Origin of the sequence: Euzebya rosea, from assembly GCF_003073135.1 — a bacterium.
GTDB lineage: Bacteria > Actinomycetota > Nitriliruptoria > Euzebyales > Euzebyaceae > Euzebya > Euzebya rosea.
The window spans coordinates 1-23,999 of sequence record NZ_PGDQ01000019.1 but is presented as its reverse complement, the minus strand read 5'-3'; the positions used below and the strand labels follow the sequence as shown (position 1 = coordinate 23,999).

At 71.2% G+C, this 23,999-nt stretch carries 24 protein-coding genes; 13 read left to right on the top strand and 11 right to left on the bottom strand.

Translation table 11 applies throughout. The features are described 5' to 3' along the window. Positions 1-77 precede the first annotated feature (77 nt). Positions 78-776: an alpha/beta fold hydrolase gene (locus CUC05_RS21015; protein ID WP_108668103.1), complete on the top strand. Its 699-nt coding sequence runs from the start codon at positions 78-80 to the stop codon at positions 774-776. On the opposite strand, the gene hisF is transcribed toward CUC05_RS21015, so the two are convergent. The 6 genes from hisF to hisD are packed head-to-tail and all read right to left on the bottom strand — an operon-like array spanning position 773 to position 5,966. Beyond that, the gene (gene hisF, locus CUC05_RS21010; RefSeq protein ID WP_108668155.1) at positions 773-1,540 is read right to left on the bottom strand and encodes an imidazole glycerol phosphate synthase subunit HisF; all 768 of its coding nucleotides are present in this window, start codon (positions 1,538-1,540) and stop codon (positions 773-775) included. The two genes, CUC05_RS21015 and hisF, sit on opposite strands and share 4 nt — an antisense overlap. Positions 1,541-1,569: 29 nt before the next feature. Continuing rightward, positions 1,570-2,295, bottom strand: coding sequence for a 1-(5-phosphoribosyl)-5-[(5-phosphoribosylamino)methylideneamino]imidazole-4-carboxamide isomerase (hisA, locus tag CUC05_RS21005; protein WP_108668102.1), 726 nt, complete (start codon positions 2,293-2,295; stop codon positions 1,570-1,572). Beyond that, complete coding sequence (hisH, locus tag CUC05_RS21000) at positions 2,295-2,948, bottom strand: imidazole glycerol phosphate synthase subunit HisH (protein WP_108668101.1); 654 nt, start codon at positions 2,946-2,948, stop codon at positions 2,295-2,297. The genes hisA and hisH overlap by 1 nt, the downstream gene beginning before the upstream one ends. Next, on the bottom strand, positions 2,948-3,538 hold the full coding sequence (gene hisB / locus CUC05_RS20995; protein WP_108668100.1) for an imidazoleglycerol-phosphate dehydratase HisB: 591 nt from the start codon (positions 3,536-3,538) through the stop codon (positions 2,948-2,950). The genes hisH and hisB overlap by 1 nt, the downstream gene beginning before the upstream one ends. Then, positions 3,535-4,617 (bottom strand): histidinol-phosphate transaminase, encoded by a 1,083-nt coding sequence (hisC, locus tag CUC05_RS20990; protein ID WP_108668099.1) that lies wholly within the window; start codon positions 4,615-4,617, stop codon positions 3,535-3,537. Before hisC ends, hisB begins: the two co-directional genes overlap by 4 nt. Further along, the gene (gene hisD, locus CUC05_RS20985) at positions 4,614-5,966 is read right to left on the bottom strand and encodes a histidinol dehydrogenase (RefSeq protein ID WP_205712468.1); all 1,353 of its coding nucleotides are present in this window, start codon (positions 5,964-5,966) and stop codon (positions 4,614-4,616) included. The genes hisC and hisD overlap by 4 nt, the downstream gene beginning before the upstream one ends. A 78-nt stretch (positions 5,967-6,044) precedes the next feature. On the opposite strand from hisD, the gene CUC05_RS20980 reads away from it, so the two are divergent. Together CUC05_RS20980 and CUC05_RS20975 are read left to right on the top strand one after the other, a co-directional pair. Further along, the gene (locus tag CUC05_RS20980) at positions 6,045-6,725 is read left to right on the top strand and encodes an LON peptidase substrate-binding domain-containing protein (RefSeq protein WP_157965847.1); all 681 of its coding nucleotides are present in this window, start codon (positions 6,045-6,047) and stop codon (positions 6,723-6,725) included. Between the two features lie 4 nt (positions 6,726-6,729). Then, entirely contained in the window at positions 6,730-7,320 is a 591-nt protein-coding gene (locus CUC05_RS20975; protein WP_108668096.1) for a DNA-3-methyladenine glycosylase I, read from the top strand. 25 nt (positions 7,321-7,345) lie between these two features. On the opposite strand, the gene CUC05_RS20970 is transcribed toward CUC05_RS20975, so the two are convergent. Further along, positions 7,346-8,302: a sensor histidine kinase gene (locus tag CUC05_RS20970; RefSeq protein ID WP_170128078.1), complete on the bottom strand. Its 957-nt coding sequence runs from the start codon at positions 8,300-8,302 to the stop codon at positions 7,346-7,348. A gap of 569 nt (positions 8,303-8,871) precedes the next feature. Here CUC05_RS20970 and CUC05_RS20965 point away from each other — a divergent pair. From CUC05_RS20965 to CUC05_RS20940, 5 genes are all read left to right on the top strand, one after another. After that, complete coding sequence (locus CUC05_RS20965; RefSeq protein WP_108668094.1) at positions 8,872-9,096, top strand: hypothetical protein; 225 nt, start codon at positions 8,872-8,874, stop codon at positions 9,094-9,096. A 124-nt stretch (positions 9,097-9,220) separates the two neighbouring features. Continuing rightward, a complete protein-coding gene (locus CUC05_RS20960; RefSeq protein WP_108668093.1) occupies positions 9,221-10,024 on the top strand; it encodes a response regulator in 804 nt (267 codons plus the stop codon). 6 nt (positions 10,025-10,030) lie between these two features. Continuing rightward, positions 10,031-10,342 carry a circadian clock KaiB family protein gene (locus CUC05_RS20955; RefSeq protein ID WP_108668092.1) on the top strand — a complete coding sequence of 104 codons (312 nt, stop codon included), beginning with the start codon at positions 10,031-10,033 and terminating at the stop codon, positions 10,340-10,342. Further along, complete coding sequence (gene kaiC, locus CUC05_RS20950; RefSeq protein WP_108668091.1) at positions 10,339-11,832, top strand: circadian clock protein KaiC; 1,494 nt, start codon at positions 10,339-10,341, stop codon at positions 11,830-11,832. The genes CUC05_RS20955 and kaiC overlap by 4 nt, the downstream gene beginning before the upstream one ends. Positions 11,833-12,034: 202 nt before the next feature. After that, complete coding sequence (locus CUC05_RS20940) at positions 12,035-13,171, top strand: CBS domain-containing protein (protein ID WP_157965846.1); 1,137 nt, start codon at positions 12,035-12,037, stop codon at positions 13,169-13,171. A gap of 60 nt (positions 13,172-13,231) precedes the next feature. Here CUC05_RS20940 and dnaE read toward each other — a convergent pair whose 3' ends face one another. Next, positions 13,232-16,729, bottom strand: coding sequence for a DNA polymerase III subunit alpha (gene dnaE, locus CUC05_RS20935; protein ID WP_108668089.1), 3,498 nt, complete (start codon positions 16,727-16,729; stop codon positions 13,232-13,234). 151 nt (positions 16,730-16,880) lie between these two features. Then, the gene (locus tag CUC05_RS20930; RefSeq protein ID WP_108668088.1) at positions 16,881-18,110 is read right to left on the bottom strand and encodes a trans-sulfuration enzyme family protein; all 1,230 of its coding nucleotides are present in this window, start codon (positions 18,108-18,110) and stop codon (positions 16,881-16,883) included. Positions 18,111-18,174: 64 nt separating this feature from the next. Here CUC05_RS20930 and CUC05_RS20925 point away from each other — a divergent pair, with 64 nt between their 5' ends. The 4 genes from CUC05_RS20925 (at position 18,175) to CUC05_RS20910 (ending at position 20,909) form a co-directional block, all read left to right on the top strand. Continuing rightward, positions 18,175-18,645 (top strand): Lrp/AsnC family transcriptional regulator, encoded by a 471-nt coding sequence (locus tag CUC05_RS20925; protein WP_108668087.1) that lies wholly within the window; start codon positions 18,175-18,177, stop codon positions 18,643-18,645. Positions 18,646-18,736: 91 nt separating this feature from the next. Beyond that, positions 18,737-18,979 (top strand): hypothetical protein, encoded by a 243-nt coding sequence (locus tag CUC05_RS20920; RefSeq protein WP_108668086.1) that lies wholly within the window; start codon positions 18,737-18,739, stop codon positions 18,977-18,979. 84 nt (positions 18,980-19,063) lie between these two features. Next, entirely contained in the window at positions 19,064-19,672 is a 609-nt protein-coding gene (locus CUC05_RS20915; protein ID WP_157965845.1) for an IMPACT family protein, read from the top strand. A gap of 145 nt (positions 19,673-19,817) precedes the next feature. Next, positions 19,818-20,909 carry a DUF3048 domain-containing protein gene (locus CUC05_RS20910; protein ID WP_157965844.1) on the top strand — a complete coding sequence of 364 codons (1,092 nt, stop codon included), beginning with the start codon at positions 19,818-19,820 and terminating at the stop codon, positions 20,907-20,909. 56 nt (positions 20,910-20,965) lie between these two features. On the opposite strand, the gene CUC05_RS20905 is transcribed toward CUC05_RS20910, so the two are convergent. Beyond that, complete coding sequence (locus tag CUC05_RS20905; protein ID WP_108668083.1) at positions 20,966-22,195, bottom strand: saccharopine dehydrogenase family protein; 1,230 nt, start codon at positions 22,193-22,195, stop codon at positions 20,966-20,968. Positions 22,196-22,356: 161 nt separating this feature from the next. Between CUC05_RS20905 and CUC05_RS20900 the strand changes: the two genes are divergently transcribed. After that, positions 22,357-22,947, top strand: a complete 591-nt coding sequence (locus tag CUC05_RS20900; RefSeq protein ID WP_157965843.1) for an ATP-binding protein — start codon at positions 22,357-22,359, stop codon at positions 22,945-22,947. Between the two features lie 33 nt (positions 22,948-22,980). Here CUC05_RS20900 and CUC05_RS20895 read toward each other — a convergent pair whose 3' ends face one another. Further along, entirely contained in the window at positions 22,981-23,916 is a 936-nt protein-coding gene (locus tag CUC05_RS20895; protein WP_108668081.1) for an RluA family pseudouridine synthase, read from the bottom strand. Positions 23,917-23,999 lie beyond the last annotated feature (83 nt).

Here is a 23,999-nt window from a genome sequence, read left to right as displayed (position 1 = left end):
TTTCAGAGGACTCCGGGACGCTACCCCGGCAGCGGCCAGCCCGTGGAGCCATGGAGGAGACGTAATATCTCGACCCCATGCGCTTCACCCTCGTGCACTCCCCGCTGGTCGGACCGGTGACCTGGTCCCTGGTCGCGACTCGACTCCGCGAGCTGGGCCACGACGTGGCCGTGCCGTCCCTCGTGGCGGTGGCCACCCGGGGCCGATGGCAGCAGGTCGTCGAGGCGGCTGCCGCAGGGGCCTGCGAAGGGACCGGTGCCCATGTCGTGGTGGGGCACAGCGGTGCCGGACCGTTGCTGCCGATGATCGCCAAGCGCATCTCCCCCACCCCGGCGGCCTTGGTGTTCGTCGATGCAGGCGTCCCCCCGGCGTCGGGCACGGCCGACCTGGTGCCCCCGGCGTTCTTCGACCACCTGCTCGGGCTGTCGGTCGACGGCCGGTTGCCGCGGTGGTCGGACTGGTTCGGCGACGACGTCATGTCCGACTTGGTGCAGGACCCGGAGGTGCGATCGGCAGCGGCGGCCGAGCTGCCGCAGCTGCCACTGTCCTACTTCGCCGAGGCCGTGCCGGTGCCGAAGGGCTGGACCCACACGCCGTGCGCCTACCTGCTGCTCAGTGACCCCTACGGCGCCGACCTGGCCGCCGCCGCGGAACGCGGCTGGCCGGTCGCCGTCGAGGCCGGCAAGCACCTGGACCTGCTGAACCGGCCGGAGGCGATCACCGCCACGTTGCTCGAGCTGGTGGCAGCCGCGATCCCGGCCGCCCCGGCGACCTAACGACGCACGGGCACGCCGGCGGCGGCCATGCCGGCCTTGACCTCGCCGATGGAGAGCTCCCCGAAGTGGAAGATGGAGGCGGCGAGCACCGCCGACGCGCGGCCCTCGGTGATGCCCTCCACCATGTGGTCGATGGTCCCTGCTCCCCCGCTGGCGATCACCGGGATGCCGACGGCGTCGTCGACGGCTCGCAGCAGCTCGGTGTCGAAGCCGATCTTCGAGCCGTCCCGGTCCATCGACGTCAGCAGGATCTCCCCGGCCCCCCGCCGTCCGCACTCGGCGGCCCACTCGACCGCGTCGATGCCGGTGGCGGTGCGTCCACCATGGACGAAGACCTCCCATCCGGCCGATGCGTCGGCCGGATCACGTCGCTTGGCGTCGATGGCGGCGACCACACACTGGCTGCCGAAGGCGTCGGCGATGGCCGACAGCACCGTCGGGTCGGCCACCGCTGCGGAGTTGACGGCGGTCTTGTCGGCCCCCGCCTGCAGCAGCCGGCGGGCGTCGGCGACCGACCGCACCCCTCCCCCCACGGTGAGGGGGATGAAGACCTGCTCGGCGGTGACGGCGACCACGTCGTAGATGGTCTCCCGCTGGTCCGAGGACGCGGTGATGTCGAGGAACACCAGCTCGTCGGCGCCCTCGGCGTCGTAGACCCGCGCCAGCTCGACCGGGTCCCCGGCGTCGCGGATGTCGACGAACTGCACGCCCTTGACGACCCGCCCGCCGTCGACGTCCAGGCAGGGGATGACCCGCGCGGCCAGGCCGTCGGCGGGACCGGTCGGCACGGCGGTCACGCCCGCGTCAGCTCCAGCGCCTCGGCGAGGGTGAACCGGTCGGCGTACAGGGCCTTGCCGACGATGGCGGCGTCGACCCGTTCGTGCGCGCTGCTGAGCACCCGGAGGTCCTCCAGCGACGACACCCCGCCGGACGCGGTCACCCGGGCCGTGGTGGCCTCGGCGACCTGCGTCAACCGCTCGACGTTCGGGCCGGACAGCATGCCGTCACGTCCGATGTCGGTGAAGACGAAGCGGGCGACACCCATCTCGGTGAACATCGCCAGGGCCTCGAAGAGGTCGCCGCCCTCGGTGACCCAGCCCCGGGCCTTCAGCGTGGTCCCGTCGGCGTCGAGCCCGACGGCGACCTTGTCGCCGTGGGCGTCCAGGGCGGCCCTGACGAAGTCGGGCTGCTCCAGCGCCATCGTGCCGATGACCACACGGGAGGCGCCGAAACCGATCGCCGCGTCGAGGTCCGCGAGCGTCCGGACCCCACCGGATGCCTGCACGGGTACGCCGGTGGCCTCGACGATGTCGGCCACGAGGTGGCGGTTGCGTGGTTCGCCGGTGAAGGCGGCGTCGAGGTCGACGACGTGCAGCCACTCGGCTCCCTCGTCGGCGAAGCGCTGGGCGGCCGCGACCGGGTCGGCGTCGTAGACGGTCTCGGCGTCGGCCTTGCCCTGGGTGAGGCGGACGGCTCGGCCGTCCTTGATGTCAACGGCCGGGAAGAGGGTGAGGGGCATCAGGAACGGACCTTCGTGGATCGGGCCGAGACCTCGTCGTGGAGGTTGGCCAGCAGCTGCCGGCCGACGTCGGCGGACTTCTCGGGGTGGAACTGGGTGACGACGACGCTGCCCTCGCGGGCGATGGCGGGGAGCGGCACGCCGTAGGTGGACTCGGCGATGACGTGGTCGTGGTCGCTGGGGTCGGCGTAGTAGGAGTGCACGAAGTAGACCCGCTCGCCGCCGATCCCGGCCAGCAGGGGGTCGTCGCGCCGCGCGCGCAGCACGTTCCAGCCCATGTGCGGGACGGCGAGCGTCCTGCCGTCCGGGGTCGTCGACGGGATGCGTCGCACCCAGCCGGGCAGGAAGCCGAAGCCGGGGACCCTGGGGTCCTCGTCGGAGCCCTCGTACATGATCTGCATGCCGACGCAGATGCCCAGGACCGGCTGCTCGGCGGCGACGCGCTGGCGGATCAGCGGCGCGAACCCGGCGTCGTCGAACCGACGGACGCACTGGCCGAAGTGGCCCACGCCGGGCACGACGACCAGGTCGGCCTCGGCGGCACGGTCGGCGTCGGCGGTCACCACGGTCTCGAAGCCGACGCGCTGCAGCGACTTCTCCGCCGACCGCAGGTTGCCGGCGTCGTAGTCGAGGACGGCCGCGGTCGTGCCCACTACTGCAGCACGCCCTTGGTGGACGGCACGGCAGCGCCGGGCGCGGTGACCGCGACGGCACGTCGCAGCGCCACGGCGAAGGACTTGAAGACCGACTCGAAGACGTGGTGGGTGTTGCCGGGCTCCAGGAGCTTCACGTGCAGGGTCATGCGCGAGTTGGCGATGACCGCCTCGAAGAAGTGCTTGACCAACGACGTCTCGAAGGTGCCGATGACCTCCAGCGGGACGGGGGCGTCCCAGACGAGGTACGGCCGGCCGGCGAGGTCGACGGCGGTGCGGGTCAGGCATTCGTCGATCGGGACGGTCGCGTCGCCGAAGCGCTCGACGCCGGCCCGGTCACCCCATGCCTCGGCGAGCGCCTGGCCCAGCGCGATGCCGACGTCCTCGACGGTGTGGTGGTCGTCGATCTCGGTGTCCCCGTCCGCGCGGACGGTCAGGTCCAGCCGGCCGTGGCGGCCGAGCTGGTCCAGCATGTGGTCGAAGAAGGGCACGCCGGTGGACACCTCGACCTTGCCGCCGCCGTCGAGGTCGACCTCGACGATGATGGTGGTCTCCTTGGTGGTGCGTTCGACGCGGCCGATGCGGGTCATCGCAGGGACTCCTTGAGGGCAGAGAGGAAGCGGTCGTTCTCCTCGGGGGTGCCGACCGTCACGCGAAGGCAGCCCTCGAGTCGGGGAAGCGTCGAGAAGTCGCGGATGAGCACCCCGTCGGCGAGCATCGACTCGAAGACGTCACGCGCACGGTCGACACGGAGCAGCAGGAAGTTGCCGGCCGACGGCCACACGGTCACGCCGTCGATGCCGTCCAGCGCCACCAGCAGTCGGTCGCGTTCGGCGACGAGGTCGGCGATGTGGGCGGTGACGTCGTCGGCCATCTCCACCGCGAGGCAGCCGGCGGCCTGGGTGATGGCGTCCAGGTGGTAGGGCAGCCGGACCTTCAGCAGGTCCTGGACGACCCAGTCGTGGGCCAGCAGGTAGCCCAGCCGCAGCCCGGCCATCCGCCAGGCCTTGGAGAAGGTGCGGACGACGACGAGCCGGTCCAGCTCGTCCAGCAGCGCCCGGCCCTCCCCCGGGTCGGGGGCCAGCTCCACGTAGGCCTCGTCCAGCACGACCAGGCCGTCGAAGCCGTCGTGCAGCGCGCGGACGGCGTCGGGGTCCACCGGGATGCCGGTCGGGTTGTTGGGTGACGCCACGCAGACGATGGCCGGCTGGTGGGCCGCCACGGCCGCGCGGGCCGCCTCGGGGGTCAGCCGGAAGTCCTCGTCGAGGTCCTCGGTGACCACCGTGGTCCCGGTGACGCGGGCCAGCAGCGGGTGGGCGGAGTAGCCGGGCTGGAACAGCAGCAGGGTGCGGCCAGCGCCGGCGTAGGCGCCGAACAGCTGCACGAGGACCTCGTTGGACCCGTTGGCCGCCCAGACGCGGTCGGGCGACAGGTCCTCGCGGCCCGCCAGGGCCGTGCGCAGGGCCACGGCGTCACGGTCGGGGTAGCGGTGCAGGTCCAGGCCTGCGGCGATCCGTTCGGCCAGCGCCGCGGTGAACGCCGGAGGCGGGGCCCACGGCGTCTCGTTGGTGTTGAGCCGGACGGGCACGTCCAGCTGGGGAGCCCCGTACGGCGACAGGTCAGCGAGGTCGTCCCGGACGGCGGGGCGACGGGCAGGTCGGTCGGTCATCGCGAGGAGGGCACCGTGGCGGCGGCGTCGCGGGCCCGCTCCATGGCGGCGAGCCGGGCGTCGACGGACCGGACATGGGCCGGCAGTCCCTCGGCGGCACCGAGCGCCCGCACGACAGGAGCCATGTGGGTCAGGGCGTCGTCGGAGAACTCGACCCAGTTGATCGGCACCATGAAGTCGTCGGTGCGCAGCCCCCCGGTGAACCGTGCGGTCCCGCCGGTGGGCAGCGTGTGGTTCGGACCGGCGCAGTAGTCACCGAGGGCCGTCGGCGTCTGCACACCCACGAAGATGGTGCCGGCCGCACGCACCCGGTCGGCCACACCGCGGGCGTCGCGGGTCTGGATCTCCAGGTGTTCGGGGGCGAAGTCGTCGGCGACGGCGACGGCGTGGTCGAGGTCGTCGACGAGGACGATGGCCCCCTGCCCGGACAGCGCCTCGAGCAGCCGGTCACGGGAGGCGAGCCCGTCGACCTCCTCCGCCACGAGGGGCACGACGGCATCGGCGAGCTCGACCGACGGCGTCACGAGGATGGAGGTCACCAGCGGGTCGTGCTCGGCCTGGGCGATGAGGCTGGTGGCGACCAGCCGTGGGTCAGCGGAGTCGTCGGCGATCAGCATGACCTCCGTCACCCCGGCCATGGCGTCGATGCCGACCAGCCCCTGCGCGGCGACCTGCAGCTTGGCCTCGGCGACGAAGGCGTTGCCCGGTCCGACGACCTTGTCGACGCGTCGCACCTGCTCGGTGCCGTACGCCAGGGCCGCAACGGCCTGCGCACCACCGATCCGGAGGACCCGGTCGGCACCGACCAGCGCGGCGGCAGCCAGGATGGTCTGGTTCGGGCGGCCGTCGGGACCTGGCGGTGTGGCGACGACGACCTCGTCGACACCGGCAACGCGTGCGGGCACGACGGTCATCAGCACGGTGGAGGGATACGCCGCCCGTCCGCCGGGCACGTAGACACCGACCCGCTTGAGCGGGGCGTGACGCACCCCCATCTCCGCACCGGCGTGCACGCCGGCCCAGTCGCGGGGCCTGGCCTGTTCGTGGAACCACTGGACCTGTTCGCGAGCGGTCTCCAGCGCCGTACGAAGCGAGGGGTCGATGCCGGCGAGCGCCGCGTCGAGCTCGGCCCGCGGCACCTCCCACTCGGTGCCGTCCCAGCCGTCGAAGCGTGCGGTGTACTCGGCGACCGCGCGGTCCCCGCGGGCATGCACGTCCGCCAGCACCTCGGCCACGGTCTCCCGGGCCTTCCGCATGGTGTCGGCAGGTGGGCGCGGCAGGTCGGCACCGGGGTGGCGGCGGTCGCCGCGAAGGTCGATGCGTTGCAGGGAGGGGGCCTCGGGCTTCACCTCGCCAAGGGTAGAGGCGCGGGCACGGGCTGCCCAACGCGGAGCAGGATCGTTGCAAGCCCATTAGTCTGGCGCTTCGTGGACCTCCCGATCTTCCCGCTCCATCTGGTGCTGTTTCCGGGCCGTCCGCTGCCGTTGCACCTCTTCGAACCCCGCTACCTGGCGATGCTGCGCGACTGCCTGGACGGTGACCGGCGCTTCGGCGTGGTCGCGATCCGCTCCGGTCGGGAGGTCGGCAGCGACTGGTACACCGACGCCGACGGCAACAACGTGCCCGCCGACTCGGTGCTGCACCAGGTCGGCACGGTCACGGAGATCCGCACGGTGGCCGAGCGGCCCGACGGGCGGTTCGACATCATCACCAAGGGGTCGGAGCGCTTCCGGCTGGTGCAGCCCCTCAACGACCGTGCCTACCTGCGGGCCGACGTCGAGGTGCTGCCCGAGGACCGCGCGGCGACCCGTGACCGGATCGCCGCGGAGAACCTTCGGGACGTCCTGGTGCCGTACCTGCTGGGGCTGGGCGTGCCGCGCGAGTACACCGACCGGCTGCCGGTCGACCCGTGCGAGCTGTCGTGGATGGCCTGCAGCGCCCTGCAGGTCGAGGTGCCCGTGCAGCAGCAGCTGCTGGAGCTGCCGACCCATGCCGAGCGCATGGACGCCACCGCCCGCATCATCCGGCGCGAGACCGGCATCATCCGCCACCTCGGCATGGTCGGGTCCTTCCGCCCAGCCGGCCCCGGCGGCGCCCAGCTGAACTGACACGATGGGCGACGAGGCGCGGGACGACGTCATCGTCGACGAGGGCGGGACCGCGCGGTGCTGGTGGCCGGGAACCCACCCCGACTACGTCGCCTACCACGACACCGAGTGGGGCCGGACGGTCCACGACGACATCCGCCTGTTCGAGAAGCTGTGCCTGGAGGGCTTCCAGTCCGGCCTGTCGTGGCTGACGATCCTGCGCAAGCGGCCACGGTTCCGCGAGGTGTTCGACGGCTTCGAGCCTGCGGCTGTTGCCGGGTACGACGACGAGGACGTCGCGCGACTGCTCGACGATCCGGGGATCATCCGCCATCGGGGCAAGGTGGAGGCGACGATCGCCAACGCCCGGGCGACCCTTGCGATCCAGGACAGCCACGGCAGCCTCGACACCTTCGTGTGGGCGTTCGCGCCGGACCGCCGCGGACCCCGACCCGCCCGGAGGGACGACATCCCCGCGACGACGGAGGAGTCCACGGCCCTGTCCAAGGCCCTGAAACGGGCCGGCTTCCGGTTCGTCGGCCCGACGACCGCCTACGCCTTCATGCAGTCCATGGGCATGGTCAACGACCACCTGGCCGCCTGCGACTTCGGCTGACCCCAGCTGCGGTCCGGGACCGGTCTCACACGATGGGAACGGTGACCGTGAAGGTCGATCCCTCCCCCGGGCGCGACTCGACCTGGATGCGACCACCGAGCCGACCAGCGGCCATGCGGGCGACCGCCAGCCCGATCCCCTGACCGTCGTAGGCCTCGCGGGTGTGCAGCCTCGAGAACATGTCGAAGATGCGGTCCTGGTCGGACGGGGCCACGCCGATGCCGGTGTCGGCGACGGCCAGCGTCCACGATTCGGGGCCCACCGTCGCCGTGACCGTGACGCGGTGGCCGGGGTCGTCGGTGCGGTACCGCACTGCGTTGTCGATCAGGACCCGAGCGACCTCGCTGACCAGGGTCTTGTCCGTGCGGACAGCGGGCAGGTCGGTGACGGTGACCTCGGTCCCGTCGGTCTCCAACCGCTCGAGCACGTCAGCTACGACGGCGTCGAGGGAGACCTCGGTCGTCGTGACCTGGTGGCGGGAGAGCACCGAGAACGTCGTGAGGGACCCGATCATCCGCCCGAGGCGCTCCGCGCCGTCGGTGACGAAGTCGAGGTACGTGCGGGCCTGGTCCTCCAGCTGGTCGGCATGGCGGGTGACCAGCAGCTTGGAGAACCCCGTTATCGCCCGCAACGGCTCCTTGAGGTCATGGGATGCCGTGTACACGAACCGCTCCAGCTGATGGCTCGTGTGGGTCAGCACCTCGGTGGTGCGCGTCAGCTCCCGTCGCAGCTGCCGAGCCTGCACGACCCGCTGGAGCCGTGCGACCACCTCGGCAACCGGGACCCCTGCTGGCACGGCGTCGGTCGCCGGATCGCCGAGGCCAGCGGCAGGGTCGGAGGCGCCAACGACCAGCACCGCCGTCGCGGGTGCGTGGACCACGAACGCCCGTGCGTCGAGCTCCTCCCCGTCGACGAGCAGCGCGGTCGGGCGTTGCCCGTCAGCCAGGCGTTCCTGCAGGTCATGCGCGGTGAAGTGGGTCACGCGGTACGCCTCCGGCATGGCGTCTCGCAATGCCGCGGATCGGGCCGCGTCCGCTGCCTGAACCCACACTTCCGTGCCCGCAACGCCGGCGGCAGCGTCGGGCGGTGGGTCGGTCGGGGCTGTCGTCACTTCGTCTCCTGGAGGGGGCGTCGGGAGCCTACCCCGGACGGCCCAGCAGGCGACCGCAGGAACTTTCTGGCGGAAGGTCGTTGACAGCGCCGTCACCGTCGTGGCAATGTCAGCCGGCTACACGAACCCCGAGCACCGGAAAGGAGGCAGCCCGTAATGCGTATCACCCACCTCGACACCTCGATGTCGCTCGATACGGCCGTGGTCACCACGGCACCGACCGATCAGGCCGGATCGCAGACGAACCGTCCGGGCTGTCGCGCCGCGGCCTAGGCCGCCCACCCTCCCCTCCAGCTCCAACGACCCCCGCCCCAGCTCCGTGGGCGGGCCACGCCTCGTCGTTGTAGACGAGCCGCTCGACGGCTCGGGCCGCCGCATCCCGCGGTGGCGTGCTTCCCGGGTCCACGAGGACCCACGTTGCTCGAAAGGTCTGTTCAGTCATGCTGCCCCACATCCACGGCGAGATGGCCCGGCTGCACCGCGAGGAGCTCTCGCGTGCCGCTGCGCTGCGCCGCCAGCACCCCCCGAGTCGTCGGCCGGCCCGTCGGGCCGGCACCGCTCGATCCCTGTCCACCACGTTGGCAGGTGGACTGCGGCAGGCCCTGGGCCTGGCGCTGATCCGCCTTGGCCTTCGGTTCGTCGACCCGACGGCGCTGCTACGGTGAGCTCAGCATCACCTACGGTACGTGCACAACCGGTGCGGTATCCTTCTGGGCCGAGTTTCGCCATGAACCACATTCAAGGGCGAGCTCGGCCCGTTCGCCCCGTCGATCCAAGGAGCAAGACTGGATGAAGATGCTCCTCGTCGAGGACGAAGCCGACGACGCCGCCTTCGTGACCGCCCAGTTCCCGACGTTCGACGTCCAGCACGTCAGGAGCGTCGCGAAGGCGCTCGTCGGACTCGAGGGCGTCGACGTCGTGCTGCTGGACCTCGGGTTGCCCGACTCGGAGGGCTTCGAGACGCTCGCACAGCTGCTGGCGCAGGCACCCCAGATCCCGGTCGTCGTGCTGACCGGCAACGAGGACCCTGCGATCGGGCCGCAGGCCATCGAGGCCGGAGCACAGGACTTCGTGCTCAAGTCCGACATCGAGGGGCTGCCCCCTCGGGTGGAGGCGGCCATCGTCCGCCAGCGGCATCGCAACCACGCGGTGGCACGGGCCCTGTCGGTGTCCCTGGAGTACGCGGAGATCGGCGAGCCGGAGATCGGCGACGACATCCTGGCGTCGGCGACGCCGATCACGCTGGAGATGCTCGGTGACCAGCGCCTGAAGACGGCCCTGCCCGAGGTGTACGGCCTGCTGGTGGACCGCTACGTCGAGCTGCTGGAGTCAACCGTGGAAGCCCTTGCCTACGCCGACGGACGCCGTCCGGTCCCCGCGATGAAGACCCTGGGCCGCGAGTTCGGGATCCTCAACGCCGTGCCACGTGACGTCATCGACGTCCACATCAGCGCCCTCCACCGCCTCAGCGACCGTGTGCACCCCGAACGGTTGTCGGCGTTGGCGGAGGAAGGCCGGATGGTGCTGCTGGAGGTTGTCGGCTACCTCGCACTGCACTACCGGCTGCACGCCAACAACCGCGGGCAGCGGTGACGTCCGGTGCCACTTCGCTTCCGAGTCAACGTCTATGTCGTGGGCGGGTCGAACCACGCCTCCCGAGCCGTCGCCCTGCTCCGGGACGTCGCTGACACCCACTTCGGGGGCGACGCCGAGATCACCGTCATCGACGTCACCAGCGAACCGGCCCTGGCCGATGCCGCGGGCGTGATCACCACGCCCACCTACGACCTGCTCGCCCCCCTGCCCCGTCGACGGATCATCGGCATGCCACGATCCGCCGACGTGCTGGCACACGAACTGCTGCTCATCCCCTTGCCACCTCAGGCACACAGAGGACCACACCCATCATGACCATCGAGAAGACCACCACCGGCATCGCGGGGCTGGACCAGATATCCCATGGGGGGCTGCCGAAGGGCCGCACCACCATGGTGTCGGGATCCGCGGGTTCCGGGAAGACCGTGATGGCCGGCCAGTACCTGGTCGCGGCGATCACCGAGGACGACGCCGCGGGCGTCTTCGTGACGTTCGAGGAACCACCGGTGGACATCGCCCGCAACCTGTCCAGCTTCGGCTGGGACATCGACGGCTGGACGGAGCAGGGCAAGTGGACGTTCATCGACGCGTCCATGCAGACCACGGTCGGGACGACGATCGTCGGCGAGTACGACTTCGCGGCGCTGATGGCCCGCATCGAGGATGCCGTGCGGCGAACGGGCGCCACCCGCATCGTGCTGGACTCCATCGGCGCGGTCTTCGCCGAGTTCGACGACACCTCCTCGGTCCGTCGCGAGCTGCACCGCCTGGCGAAGGGGCTCTCCCGGATGGGGGTCACGTGCATGGTCACCGCCGAGCGTGACGACGAGTACGGTGCCATCTCGCGCTTCGGGGTCGAGCAGTTCGTGGCCGACGACGTGCTCGTACTTCGCCACGTGCTCCGCCAGGAGGAGGTCCGCCGAACCATCCAGATCCTGAAGTTCAGGGGCACCACCCACCGCAAGGGCGAGTTCCCGTTCACCATCGACCCCGAGCAGGGCATGGTCGTGATCCCGGTGACGGGCCAGACCCGCCAGGAGTCCTCCACCACCGAACGCGTCCCGAGCGGCGATCCGGTGCTGGACGAGATGTGCGGCGGGGGGGTCCTGCGGGACTCCGTCATCCTGGTGTCCGGCGCGACCGGCACCGGCAAGACCCTCACCGCGACGACGTTCCTGGCCGGTGGTGTGGCGCAGGGAGAACGCGCGCTGCTGTTCGGCTACGAGGAGAGCCGCGAGCAGCTGTTCCGCAACGCCCACGGGTGGGGCTTCGACTTCCAGGGCGCCGAGGAGGCCGGGCAGCTCCGGGTGGTGTGTGAGTACCCGGAGGTGCGGTCCCTCGAGGACCACCTGCTGGTCATGAAGCGACAGATCGACGAGTTCGAGCCGGACCGTGTGGCCCTGGACAGCCTGTCGGCGATGGAGCACATCGCCAGCCCACGTGCGTTCCGCCAGTACATGATGGGAGTGACGGCGATCCTGAAGGAGCGCCAGATCACCGGGATCATGACCGCGACGACGCCGACCCTGCTTGGTGGCGACTCCATCACGGTGTCCCACATCTCCACCCTGACTGACTCCATCATCCTGCTGCGGTACGTGGAGGTGTACGGCGAGATCAAGCGCGGCCTCACGGTGCTGAAGATGCGTGGATCGGCCCACGACAAGGAGATCCGCGAGGTCGTCATCGACGGCAAGGGCATGAACATCGGGATGCCGTTCCGCTTCGTCGAGGGCATCCTCGGCGGCACCCCGGTCCGCGTGGGCCAGGACGAGGACCGCCTCCGAGGGTTGTTCTCCGAGTAGATTTTCGGGTCGCGGGTCGCGGGTCGCGGGTCGCGGGTCGCGGGTCGCGGGTCGCGGGTCGCGGGTCGCGGGTCGCGGGTCGCGGGTCGCGGGTCGCGGGTCGCGGTCGACGGGGGGCCCTGCGGCAGCGGGACCTTCGGCCCCTGACCGGCGGGCCCGAACCGTGCACGATCGACACCTGCCGACATGGAGGTGATCGCCCGTGCGTCGCACACTCGCCACGAGCCACGAGATCTTCGGAGAACCCAAACGTTTCCGGGACGCGCTGATGACGAGGACCGCCGAGCTTCTCCAGCAGGCCGCGGGTGACGACGTCACCCAGCCCGACGGCGACGGCAGCGTGCTGATGACGCTGCGCAGCAACCGGGGCGGGGTCGACGTCCACAAGCGTGTCCGCGTGCACATCGACCAGGGCGTGGAGGGCGAGGACGTCCTCCGCATCCCGGTGCGCTGGCGGGCTGATCCAGCCCCCCACCTGTTCCCCACCTTCGACGGCGTCATCGAGCTGCTGACCCTCGGCAACGGGCGCTGCGAGCTGTCCCTCGTGGGGTACTACGAGCCACCGCTGGGCCCGATCGGGGACGCGGTGGACACCTACCTCAGCGATACCGCCCGGGCGTCGGCCATCCGCCTGGTGCGGCACCTGGCACGCGAGCTCGTCGAGGACGTCTACGACCTCGACCGGCCGCTCCAGTCCGACCCCAGCCGCGCTGCGCTGACCGTCCGCGACGTCATGAGCCCCGAGCTCGTCGTCGTGTCCGAGGGCGAATCGCTGCGTGATGCCGCCGGCGTCCTGCTCGCCGCGGGACACGGTGGGGTGCCGGTCGTCGACGCCCGCAACCAGGTGATCGGCGTGCTGTCGGAACGCGACCTGCTGGATCGCGTCGCCGACGAACGCCTGGGGCTCGGCCCGGCCGCCCACCGTGCGTGGAAGCGGTGGTCGGCGCGCAACGCCGGCGAGGCCTGCAGCAAGCCTGCGGTCACGACGGAGGCCGACACCAGCGTGCGGCAGGCCGCCACGCTCATGGCCACCCGCGACGTGGCCCGGCTGGTCGTCATGGACGGCGCGAGGGTCGTCGGCATCGTCACCCGATCCGACATGTTGCGGGTGCTGGTTCGCGACGACGAGGAGATCAGCGCCGCGGTCACGGCCGTCCTGGCCGACCGCGGCGAGGACGGCGTGCGCCACACCGTCGAGGACGGGCGGGTGCACCTGAGCGGCACCGTGAAGCTGCGCAGCCGCGTCACGCCGGTGTGCCGTGAGGTGGAACGGTGCGATGGCGTGCTGCTTGTGGACGGCTCCCAGCTCGGCTGGGCCACCGATGACGTCACGCCCTGACACCAGGCGCTGACGTCAACCGCCTCGACGTGCCGGCACCCACGGGTGCCGGCACGGGACTCACCTGACGGCCTCTGCCCCGAGGAGCATCTTCAGCTCGGCGAACAGGCCGGGGCTGCGGGTCACCGCCAGGGTCTCCGGCACCGCCAGCTGGGTGACACGAGGGCCGCCGTTGGCGACCGTCAGCGTCACGGGGACTGCCCCGGCGTGTTCGACGAGGACCCCCTTGAGGCGGCCGATCAGCTCTGGCGCGCACTGGCGTGGGTCGAGCCGCAGCTGGATGGGCGCACCGGTGGCCTCCGACAGGTCGGGCCGTGACACCCGGTCGGCGATGACCTGCATGGTGTCGCGGCCGTCGTCGAGCCGGCCCTGCACCACGAGGATCTCGTCCTCGACCAGCAGGTCGGCGTAGGTCTGGTAGCACGACGGGAAGAACATGACCTCGATGCCGCCGGCCAGGTCCTCGACGGTGCCGACGACGTAGGTCTCGCCCTTCTTGGTGAACTTCTTGGTGACCGACGTCAGCAGGCCGGCGATCGTCGCCTCGCTGCCGCCTTTGGCCTCCTGCAGCGACGGGATCGGGGCGGACGCCAGCTCGAACAGGGCACGTTCGAGCCCGAACAGCGGATGGTCGGAGACGTACAGGCCGAGCATCTCGCGTTCGGCGTTGAGCTTCTCCTTGCGGTCGTACTCCATCTCGGGGATGTCGACGGTCACGCTGTCGCCGGCGTCGTCGGACCCGCCGCCGAGCCCGCCGAAGAGGTCGTACTGCCCCTCCTCCTCCTTGCGCTTGATCGTGAGCGCGTTGTCGATGATCGGCTCGACGACCATCTGCAGGCCCTTGCGGGTGTGGCCGAGCGACTCGAACCCGCCCGCCTTGACCAACGACTCGATGGTGCGCTTGTTGAGCACGCCGATCGGCACCTTGTCGACGAAGTCGTGGAAGTCGGTGAACAGCCCCTTGCTGGTCCGTGCCCTGATGATCTCCGACACGACGGCCTCACCGACGTTGCGGACCGCCGACATCCCGAAGCGGATCTGCCGGGGACGGGTCCTGTTGCCGTCCTCGTCGACTCCGATGACCGGCGAGAAGTTGATCATCGAGTCGTTGATGTCGGGGACGAGGACCTCCACGCCCATGGTCCGGCAGCTGTGCAGCGCGGTGGGCAGCTTGTCCTTGTTGTTCTTCACGCTGGTCAGCAGCGCAGCCATGTACTCCACCGGGTAGTGGGCCTTCAGCCACGCGGTCTGGTACGTCACCATGCCGTAGGCAGCCGAGTGGGACTTGTTGAACGCGTAGGAGGCGAAGCCCTCGATCTGCGCCCACAGGTCGATGCCGAGCTTCTTGTCGTACCCCGAGGCGACCGTGCCGTCGACGAAGTCGCCCTTCAGGGCATCCATCTTGTCCTTCAGCTTCTTGCCGATGGCCTTCCGGATCATGTCGGCCTGGCCAAGCGTGAAGCCGGCGATCTTCTGCGCGATCTTCTGCACCTGCTCCTGGTAGATCAGCAGGCCGTAGGACTCCTCGAGGATCTCGGTGACGTCGGGGTGGATGTAGGTGACCTTCGCCAGGCCGTTCTTGCGGTTGGCGTACTCGGTGTGCAGGTTGGCGCTCATGGGCCCCGGCCGGTACAGCGCACCCAGCGCCGTGATGTCCTCGAAGCGGTCGGGCTTCATCAGCCGGCACAGCGCCTTGTAGCCCGAGGACTCCAGCTGGAAGACGCCGTCGGTGTCACCCGAGCTGATCAGGGCGTAGGTCTTCTCGTCGTCCAGCGGCAGGTGGTCGATGTCGACGGTCTCACCGGTCGTGGCCTCGATGTGCTCCAGCGCGTCGGAGATGATCGTGAGGTTGCGCAGCCCCAGGAAGTCCATCTTGAGCAGGCCGAGGTCCTCGACCTGGCGGCCGTCGTACTGGGTGACGACTTCGCCGTTGCCGTCGACCTGCAGCGTCGGGACGATGTCGGTGATCGGCTCGTCGGCGATCACCACACCGGCGGCGTGGATGGAATGCTGTCGCCGCAGGCCCTCGAGGCCCTTGGCCAGCGCGATGACCTTGCGGCCATCGGGGTCCTTGGTCGCGGCGTCCTTCAGCTCGCCGGACTGCTCCAGCGCATCGTCGAGCGGCGCCTCCTTGCCCTGGACCGCCGGCGGGAACATCTTGCAGAGCCGGTCGCCGAAGGAGTACGGCAGCCCGAGCACCCGCGTGGCGTCCTTGATGGCCTGCTTCGCCTTGATGGTCTGGAATGTCACGATCTGGGCGACGTGGTCCTGGCCGTACTTGTCGGCGGTGTAGCGGATCATCTCCACGCGCCTGCGCTCGTCGAAGTCCATGTCGATGTCGGGCATGGAGATGCGCTCGGGGTTGAGGAAGCGTTCGAACAGCAGGCCGTGGTGGATGGGGTCGAGGTCGGTGATGCCCGTGACGTAGGACACCGCGCAGCCTGCGGCCGACCCACGACCCGGACCGACACGGATGCCCACGTTGCGGGCGTGCTCGATCATGTCGGCGACGATCAGGAAGTACGCGGAGAAGCCCATCTGCTCGATGACGCCGAGCTCGTACTCCAGCCGCTGGCGGACCTCGTCGCGCAGGCCGTCGTAGGAGGTGGAGTTGTCCTCGGCCCCGTAGCGGCGGACGGCACCGACACGCACCTTCTCGCGCAGCAGGCTCTTCTCGTCGTGCCCGGGCGGGCACGGGAACTTGGGCAGGTGCATGGTGTCGAAGTCGAACTCGACGTTGCACCGCTCGGCGATCAGCAGCGTGTTCTTCCACGTCTCGGGGTGGTCGGGGAACAGCGACTGCATCTGCTCGGCCGGCTTGACGTAGAACTGGTCGTTGTGGAACTTGAAGCGGTCGGTGTCGGCCTTCAGTGACTGCGTCTGGACGCACAGCAATGCGTCGTGGGCGTCGTAGTCGGCCTGCTCGGTGTAGTGGCTGTCGTTGGTGACGACCAGCCCGATGTCGAGCTTGCCGGCCAGGTCGATCAGGTGCCCGTTGGTGGCGTGCTGCTCGGGGATGTCGTGGTCCTGCAGCTCCACGAAGTAGCGGTCGCCGAAGACCTCCCTGTACCAGCCCATGGTGTCGCGGGCGTCGTCGCGCTTGTCGGCCAGCAGCTTCTGGTTGACCTCGCCACCGAGGCAGCCGGAGAGGACGATCAGGCCCTCGCTGTGCTCCTCCAGCAGCTCGCGGTCGACGCGGGGCTTGTACCAGTACCCCTCGGTGTAGGCGCGGGAGGACAGCTTCATCAGGTTGCGGTAGCCGACCTGGTTCTCCGCGATGACCGTCAGGTGGTAGTAGCGCTTGCCCTCCAGCGTCAGCTCGGTGGTGTTGTGCCGCGGCCCGGGGGCGAGGTACAGCTCGCAGCCGATGAGCGGGTTGACCCCGTGCTTCCTGCCGGCCCGGTGGAAGTCGATGGCGCCGAACATGACGCCGTGGTCGGTCATCGCGCAGGCCGTCATGCCCATCTGGGCGACCTTCTCCATCAGCTGGTTGACCCGGCTGGCGCCGTCGAGCATCGAGTACTCGGTGTGGACGTGGAGATGTGCGAAGTCGCCCATGTGCGCAAAGACCTTCCCGCGGGTGGGTGCCCCCTCGAACGGCGCGACGAGGGTCCGCGAATTACACGGATGGAGTTCGTGGGGGAAGCGCTTCGGACGGTACCCGTCCGGGCCGGGGCGGACAAGGGCGAACCCGTCCCCCGGTCGGGGGTCAGCGGGAGGCGGTCTCCAGGGGCCGATCCGCGGGTGCGGAGACGGCCAGCGCGCGGGTCAGGTCGTGCCACAGGTCGTCGGGGTGCTCGATGCCGACCGACAGCCGCAGCAGGTCATCGCCGATGCCGTGGGCGTCCCGTGCACCGGCGTCGACGACGCGGTGGGTCAGGCCTGCCGGGTGCTGGATCAGGGTGTCGACCGACCCCAGGCTGACCGCGGGGGTGATCAGGTCGACCGCAGCGACGATGCGGGCGGCGCGCGCGTAGCCACCGCGGACGCGGAACGCGATCATCTGCCCGGGGCCGGCCATCTGCCTCGGCACGAGGTCGAGGGGGTCCTGTCCCGGCAGCGAGGGGTGGCGGACGTCGATGACGTCGGGGTGCAGTGCAAGGCGCTGGGCCAGGGTGCAGGCGCCGTCCTGGGCGGCGTTGACGCGCAGCGCCAGCGTCGGGAGGCCGCGGTGCAGCAGCCAGGCAGCCTGCGGGTCCAGCAGCGCACCGGTGAGGATTCGCACCTGGCGCAGGGGCTGGGCGAGCGACTCGCTGCAGGCCACCACTCCCCCGGTCACGTCACCGTGCCCACCGAGGGCCTTGGTGGCGGAGTGGATGGCGTAGGCGGCGCCGTGGTCGAGCGGGTTCTGCAGGATCGGCGTGGCGAAGGTGTTGTCCACGGCGACGGGGACCCCTGCGGCCTGCGCGACGACACGGGCGATGTCGACCGTCGCGAGGGTCGGGTTGGCCGGCGTCTCCAGCAGCACGAGGCCGGTGTCGGGTCGGATGGCCTCGGCGACCTCGTCGGGCCGTGCCCAGGTCACGCTGCCGCCGAGCAACCCGGTGGCCAGCAGGTGGTCGGTGCCCCCGTAGATCGGACGGACGGCGACCACATGGTCCCCGCCCCGCAGGCGCGCAGCCATGACGGTCGCGGTGATCGCGGCCATGCCGGAGGAGAAGGCGACGGCTGCCTCGGCGTGTTCGAGCCCGGCGATGGCGTCCTCCCACCGGGCGACCGTGGGGTTGTGCAGCCGCTGGTACACGGGGTTGTCGGCGATGCGGGCACCCCCGGCGAGCTGGTCGAGCGACTCGGTTCCCCCGTCGAGGCTGGTCAGGGGGTAGGTGGTGCTGCGGTCCAGCGGCGGGGTGTGCACCCCGAGGGACCGCAGCTGCTCGCGACCGGCGTGCACCGTGCGGGTGAGGACGTGCGTGGCGGCATCGGGTTCGACGTGGCTCATGTATTCCATGATCCTGTGCGATACCGGTACCTGTCCATCGAATAGTTCACGGTATCGTCCTCTCATGCGCGAACTGGATCGAACGGACTTCGACCTGCTGGCCCTTCTGCAGAACGATGCACGGACCCCCAACAAGGAGCTGGCCCGGCGGGTCGGCCTGGCCCCCTCCACGTGCCTGGGGCGGGTACGACACCTGGAGGAGCGCGGCGCCTTCGAGGGATTCCACGCGCGGGTCGACCCGCACGTCCTCGGCGTGGGGCTGCAGGCCCTGGTCGGGGTCAGGCTGACCAAGCACACCCGCGACGTCGTGGAGGCCTTCCAGCAGCACGCCGTCTCCCTCCGGGAGGTCGTCGGGGTCTGGCACGTCTCCGGTGCCCGGGACTTCCTGGTGCACGTCGTGCTGCGCGACGCCGACCACCTGCGGGACTTCGCGATGGACGCCTTCACGTCGTGGGCCCACATCGACAGCATCGAGACGTCGATGGTCTTCAGCCACACCCACCGCACGGCCTGGCCCAACCTCAACGAGTCCTGATCTCCCACGGGTGGCCGTCGGTTGCCGGCGTCCGGGGTCGGGTACCCGTCGGGACGACCACGATCCCCGACCGAACGAACAGGAGCGCCAGATGGACGATCACCTCGATCCCGAACGACCGGCGGACGAGGGCGTCGACGCGACGTATCCCGACGCCGACCAGCAGGAGGGTGTGCACCTCCTGGCCAACCAGGCCGCCGACCGCCTGGCCGACGCGGGGTTCACCCGCGAGCAGGTGTTCGAATGGGCCGCGGCCTACGTCGAGCGAGAGGGCACCGGCACCGTCGACGGCCTCATCGCCTTCATCCGCCAGAAGGAGGCCAACGACACCTGACGCCGGTTCGCAGCGCCGTGGCCTCGAACCGGGCGCAGGGACGCGCCCCGGGACCGACGAGCGACTCGTGCCACCATTCGGCTCGTGTCCAGCCACGAGATCACCGGCCTCGGCCGGCCGCTGACCCTCGAGATCGACCGGATCAAGGGGTCGCGGTTCATCGGCGACGCCGCACCCGCCGGCGACGACGACGCCGCGCTGGCGTTCGTGGCGGCGATCCGCGAACGCGAGCCGTCGGCCACCCATCACTGCTGGGCGTTCAGGCTTGCCGACGGACGCGAGCGGTCCAGTGACGACGGGGAGCCGGGTGGGACGGCCGGCGCCCCGATCCTGCGCCGCATCGGTGGTGCGGACCTGTCCGACGTCGTGGTCGTCGTCACCCGCTACTACGGGGGCACCAAGCTCGGCACCGGCGGCCTGGTGCGCGCCTACGGCGGCTGCGCGGGTGCGGTCCTCGACGCCGCCGAACGGGTGGTGCGTCCACGCGTGGTGGTGTTCGCCGTGGACCACCCCTACGACCTCTCCGGCCCGATCGAGGGGGTGCTGGCCGCCCACGACGCCACCGTGCTGGACGCCGACTACGGGGCGGCCGTCAGCCTGCGGGTCCAGCTGCCGCTGGCGCTGGCCGAGGGGTTCCCCGCCGCCCTCCAGGAGGCCACGGCAGGACGGGTCGAGGCACGCCCGGCCGGGTGAGTGTCGTTCGGTGGGATCGGGGGTCGGTCCACCAGGGGCATGCCCCCCCGGCGGAATCGTGCGCGTCCTGAGGCAAGATGGGAGGCCGACCGGCGGGTGAGGACCGCTGGCCCGCCCTGCATGCCCCCGACTCCTGGATGTTCCGTTGCGCCTGCGATCGTTCCTGACCCTGCTCCTGCTCGTGTCGCTCCTTGCCGCCTGCGGTGGCGACGACCCCGAGGTTGAGGCCACCGGGACCCCCGTCGCCGAGGTCACCACCACGGCACCCGAGCCGACGGAGACGCCGACCGTGAAGCCGACACCCGAGCCGACGGAGGAACCCGGCCCCGTCGCGCCCCTGACCGGTGAGGCGATCACCGACGAGACGTTGTTCGAGCTGCCGGTCGTGGCGGTCAAGATCGACAACGACATCGACGCCCGCCCCCAGGTGGGCCTGGACGCCGCCGACGTCGTCATCGTCGAGCCGATCGAGGGCCTGACGCGCCTCGTGGCGATCCTCCACTCCGACGGCAGCGGCGAGGTCGGACCGGTCCGCAGCGGCCGACGGGTCGACCCGCAGCTGTTCGGGGCGTTCCAGCCGATCTTCGCCTTCTCCGGCGCCGCCGGCCCCAACTACCCGGCGATCGACGGCGGGTTCCCCAACACCGTGGTTAACGACCGCAACCAGGCCGGCTGGCGCCGCGAGGGCACCCGCTCGGCGCCGCACAACCTGTTCATCCCGCTGGAGACCATCCGGGAGCGGTTCCCCGACGCCGCGGGACCCGGCGCCACGCCCGTCTTCGCCTTCGACGAGACCGCGCCTGCGGGCGGCACGGAAACCGACGGGTTCACCGTCGACTACGGCCGGTTCCGTACCCTGAGCGGCTGGACCTGGACCGACGAGGGCTGGGTCCGTTCCCAGGACGGCACGCCGCACCGCTCGGGCGAGCCCGACCGCACCGTCGAGGGCGACCCGATCGTGGCCGACAACGTGGTCGTGCTGACCGTCGAGACCACCGGCAGCCAGGCCGAACCGGTTGTCGTCCTGGGCGAGGGCCCGGCCCGCATCCACCGCGACGGGCAGGTCTTCGAGGGCACCTGGTCCAAGCCCACGGCCGAGGACCAGTACCGCTTCCTCGCCGCCGACGGCACCGAGCTGCCGCTCGCACCCGGGACGACCTGGCTGGAGATCCATCCCGCCAGCGGTACCTACGTCCCGGGCGCGCCCGTCGTCGAGGGCGGCCCGACCGAGGGCTAGCGTCCGGGGTCGGGGGCCCCGTCTGCCGGGGTCCCCGGGCCGGCGCGTCCCGGTCCTCAGTCGAGGACGGAGAACGTGACCCCCGCGTTGGCCGGGAGCCGTCGCAGGAGGCTGTCGCCCAGCGCCGCACCGGGCGTCCAGTGGCCACCGCCGACCGTCGCCTCGCCGGCGGCCAGCGCCAGGGCGGTCTCGCCCAGCATCCGCGACGTGGCGCCGTACCCCGGGTCACGGTCACCCAGCACACGGGTCCGCAGCGTCCGGTCGGTACCCGCGGGCCCCTCGGCCACGAAGCGCACGTCGAAGAACCCCTTCTCCTGTGCGGCCGGCGACGGTCCCGTACCGGGATCGGGCAGGACCCGCTCCAGGAGCTTGCGGGTCGGCGCCGCTGCGGACAGCAGGCCGCCGACGACGCCGCCCACGGACATGCCGACGCCGATCCCGGCCGCCGTCAGCGCCCCGACGGGCCCGCTGCCGGTCACCATCGCCTCGTCGTAGCGGAAGTCCCGGCCCCAGGGGTGGCCGAGCAGGGCGTGGGTGCGACGGACCACGCGCGTGTTGACCGGTGACATCGGGAACGGCCCCGACCAGCGGCCGGTGTCCTCGTCGCGCTGCGGCAGCATTCGCTCGAGCCCGTCGGGTCCCGTCCGCTCCCCCGCCGGGTTCAGCCCGTAGGGGTCGCGCAGCAGCGCCCTGGTGTCGGCGTCGGTGACGGCCTCGCCGAGGATGTTGACCATGCTGGCGATGGTCCCGCCGCTGGCGCTGCCACGCATGGCCTTCAGCCGTCCGTGCACGGCCGTGGCGGGCGCCCCGTGCCGGTCGACCATGACCTGCTGGGTGAACACGACGCCGAGGTCGAAGGGGATGGAGTCGAACCCGCATGCATGGAGGATGCGCGCCCCCGACGCCTCCGCCTCGGACTGGTGGGCGTCGATCATGCGGCGCATCCACTGCAGCTCGCCGGTGAGGTCGCAGTAGTCGGTGCCCTCCGCGGCACACGCGGCGACCAGCGCCGATCCGTGCACGGCGTAGGGTCCGACGGTGCTGCACACGACGCGGGTGTCGGCCGCCAGCGTCCGCATGGCCGCGTCGTCGTGGGCGTCGGCGACGACGACGCGCAGGTCGGGCAGGCCGAGGTCGCCGGCAACCCCTTCGAGGGCATCGCGGCGACGTCCGCCGATGGCCCACCGCAGGTCGGCGGGGGCATGGTCACGGACGTGGGCGGCGACGAGGCGGCCGGTGAACCCGGTGGCGCCCCACAGGACGAGGTCGTACGAACGGTCGGACACGGTGTCTCGCTCTCGGGTCGGGAGGCCACTAGGCTATCGACCGCACCATCCCGGGATCGCGCCCCCTGCCCCCGTCGTCGCCGCGTCGGCCCGGCGCCCCCACCCGCCGCTGGACGGTGCGTCGCCGAGGAGAAGGTCAGCTGCACGCCAGGAGCCCGTTCGTGGGGCGTCGACGCGAGGTCGACGCCCTGACTGCCCGTGCCCTCCGCGGGCTGGACGGCGAGGCCGGTGTCCTCGTCGTGGCCGGTCCGCCGGGGATCGGCAAGTCGGCGCTGGTCGATGTCGTGCTGTCCGGCCTGCGTGATCACGACCCGGTCGAGGTGCGCCATGCCCATCCCGACGTGCCCGGCCGGGGGCTGTCGGCGCTCCGCAACCTGATCCCCCCGGCGGTGGTCCCTCCCGCCCCGCACATCGTCGTGCTGGAGGACCTCGAACGGCTGCCGTTGCCGGCACTGCTGGCCCTGCCCGACGTCGTCGAATCGGTGCGGGCGGATCAGCTGCTGGTCATCGCCCAGCTGTGCACTTCAGACGCCACGCCGACCGTCGTGCACGAGATGCTGGAGGACCCGCGGCTGGAGGTCACGCGCCTGCCGCCGTTGTCGCCCCACCACGTGGACGAGCTGGTCGCCAGCGCAGGGCTCGGGACACCCGGCAGCCGGGTCAGCCGTGCCGTGCAGCGGGCCACCGACGGCAACCCGGGCCTGGTGCGGGCGCTTGTCGACACGCTGGTCGAGGAGGGCGCCGCCAGCTGACCGGCCGGACCGTCGGGTTGGGCGGTCGGTGCGTCAGCTGGACCCGGACGCCCGGAGGCGGGCGTGCTCCAGGTCATCGGGCAGGGGTTCGGTCACGTCGACGGCCTCGCCGGTGATCGGGTGGACGAACGACAGCCGCTTGGCGTGAAGGGCCTGGCGTTCCAGGCGCAGCCGTCGGCTGAGGAGGGTGTTGGCCGCGTAGGCGATGTCGCCGGCGACCGGCCGACCCACCGCGCGCATGTGGACGCGCACCTGATGCGTGCGTCCGGTCTCGAGGGTCACCTCGAGCTCGGTGGTGTCGGTCACGGGGTGATGGGTCTCGACCCGGTAGTGGGTCACCGCGTCACGGCCGCCGTCACCCGTGGTGAAGGTCGTGCGGTTGCGGGGTGACCGCACGATCGGCGCATCGATGGTGGCCTCGGGCGGGTCGGGCAGGCCCTCGACCAGCGCCCAGTAGGCACGGTCGACGTCGTGGACTCGGAACATGGCCTTCAGCCCGGCCATGGCCTCGGCGGTCCTTGCGACGACCAGCAGGCCGCTCGTGCCGCGGTCGAGCCGGTGCACGATGCCCGGTCGCTCGGGATCCTCGCCAGGCGCGAGCACCATGCCCTGGGCGAGCAACGCGTCGACGAGGGTGGGTCCGCGGACACCGGCTCCTGCGTGCACCACCAGGTCCGCAGGTTTGGCGACGACCGCGAGGTGGTCGTCCTCCCAGCGGATCGGGACCTCGGGCGGCGGTGCGACGACCACGGGGGCGGGGGTGCCGACGGCGATCGTCTGCCCCTCCTCGGGCTTCATGGACTTGTTCGCCGCCTCGCCGTCCACGGTCACGAGGTCGGCGTCGATCAGGCGCTGGACGTGGGCTCGGGACTCGCCGAGCAGCGCGGCCAGCACCTTGTCCAAGCGTTGGCCCGCGTGTCCGGGGCCGACGACGCGGATGGTCGTGTCGTCCGCCACCGGGTCAGGCATCGTCGCCGGGCGGCACCTGCACGGGGCGCTCGGCGTCGTCGGACCGGTCGGTGCGGGCCTGCTCGGTGCGGGCCTGCTCGGTG

Coding starts and splice junctions, on each gene's coding strand:
- CUC05_RS21015 (WP_108668103.1), top strand. CDS start 78: ATGCGCTTCACCCTCGTGCACTCCCCGCTGGTCGGACCGGTGACCTGG.
- hisA (WP_108668102.1), bottom strand. CDS start 2,295: ATGCCCCTCACCCTCTTCCCGGCCGTTGACATCAAGGACGGCCGAGCC.
- hisB (WP_108668100.1), bottom strand. CDS start 3,538: ATGACCCGCATCGGCCGCGTCGAACGCACCACCAAGGAGACCACCATC.
- hisC (WP_108668099.1), bottom strand. CDS start 4,617: ATGACCGACCGACCTGCCCGTCGCCCCGCCGTCCGGGACGACCTCGCT.
- CUC05_RS20975 (WP_108668096.1), top strand. CDS start 6,730: ATGGGCGACGAGGCGCGGGACGACGTCATCGTCGACGAGGGCGGGACC.
- CUC05_RS20965 (WP_108668094.1), top strand. CDS start 8,872: ATGCTGCCCCACATCCACGGCGAGATGGCCCGGCTGCACCGCGAGGAG.
- CUC05_RS20960 (WP_108668093.1), top strand. CDS start 9,221: ATGAAGATGCTCCTCGTCGAGGACGAAGCCGACGACGCCGCCTTCGTG.
- kaiC (WP_108668091.1), top strand. CDS start 10,339: ATGACCATCGAGAAGACCACCACCGGCATCGCGGGGCTGGACCAGATA.
- dnaE (WP_108668089.1), bottom strand. CDS start 16,729: ATGGGCGACTTCGCACATCTCCACGTCCACACCGAGTACTCGATGCTC.
- CUC05_RS20930 (WP_108668088.1), bottom strand. CDS start 18,110: ATGAGCCACGTCGAACCCGATGCCGCCACGCACGTCCTCACCCGCACG.
- CUC05_RS20925 (WP_108668087.1), top strand. CDS start 18,175: ATGCGCGAACTGGATCGAACGGACTTCGACCTGCTGGCCCTTCTGCAG.
- CUC05_RS20920 (WP_108668086.1), top strand. CDS start 18,737: ATGGACGATCACCTCGATCCCGAACGACCGGCGGACGAGGGCGTCGAC.
- CUC05_RS20895 (WP_108668081.1), bottom strand. CDS start 23,916: ATGCCTGACCCGGTGGCGGACGACACGACCATCCGCGTCGTCGGCCCC.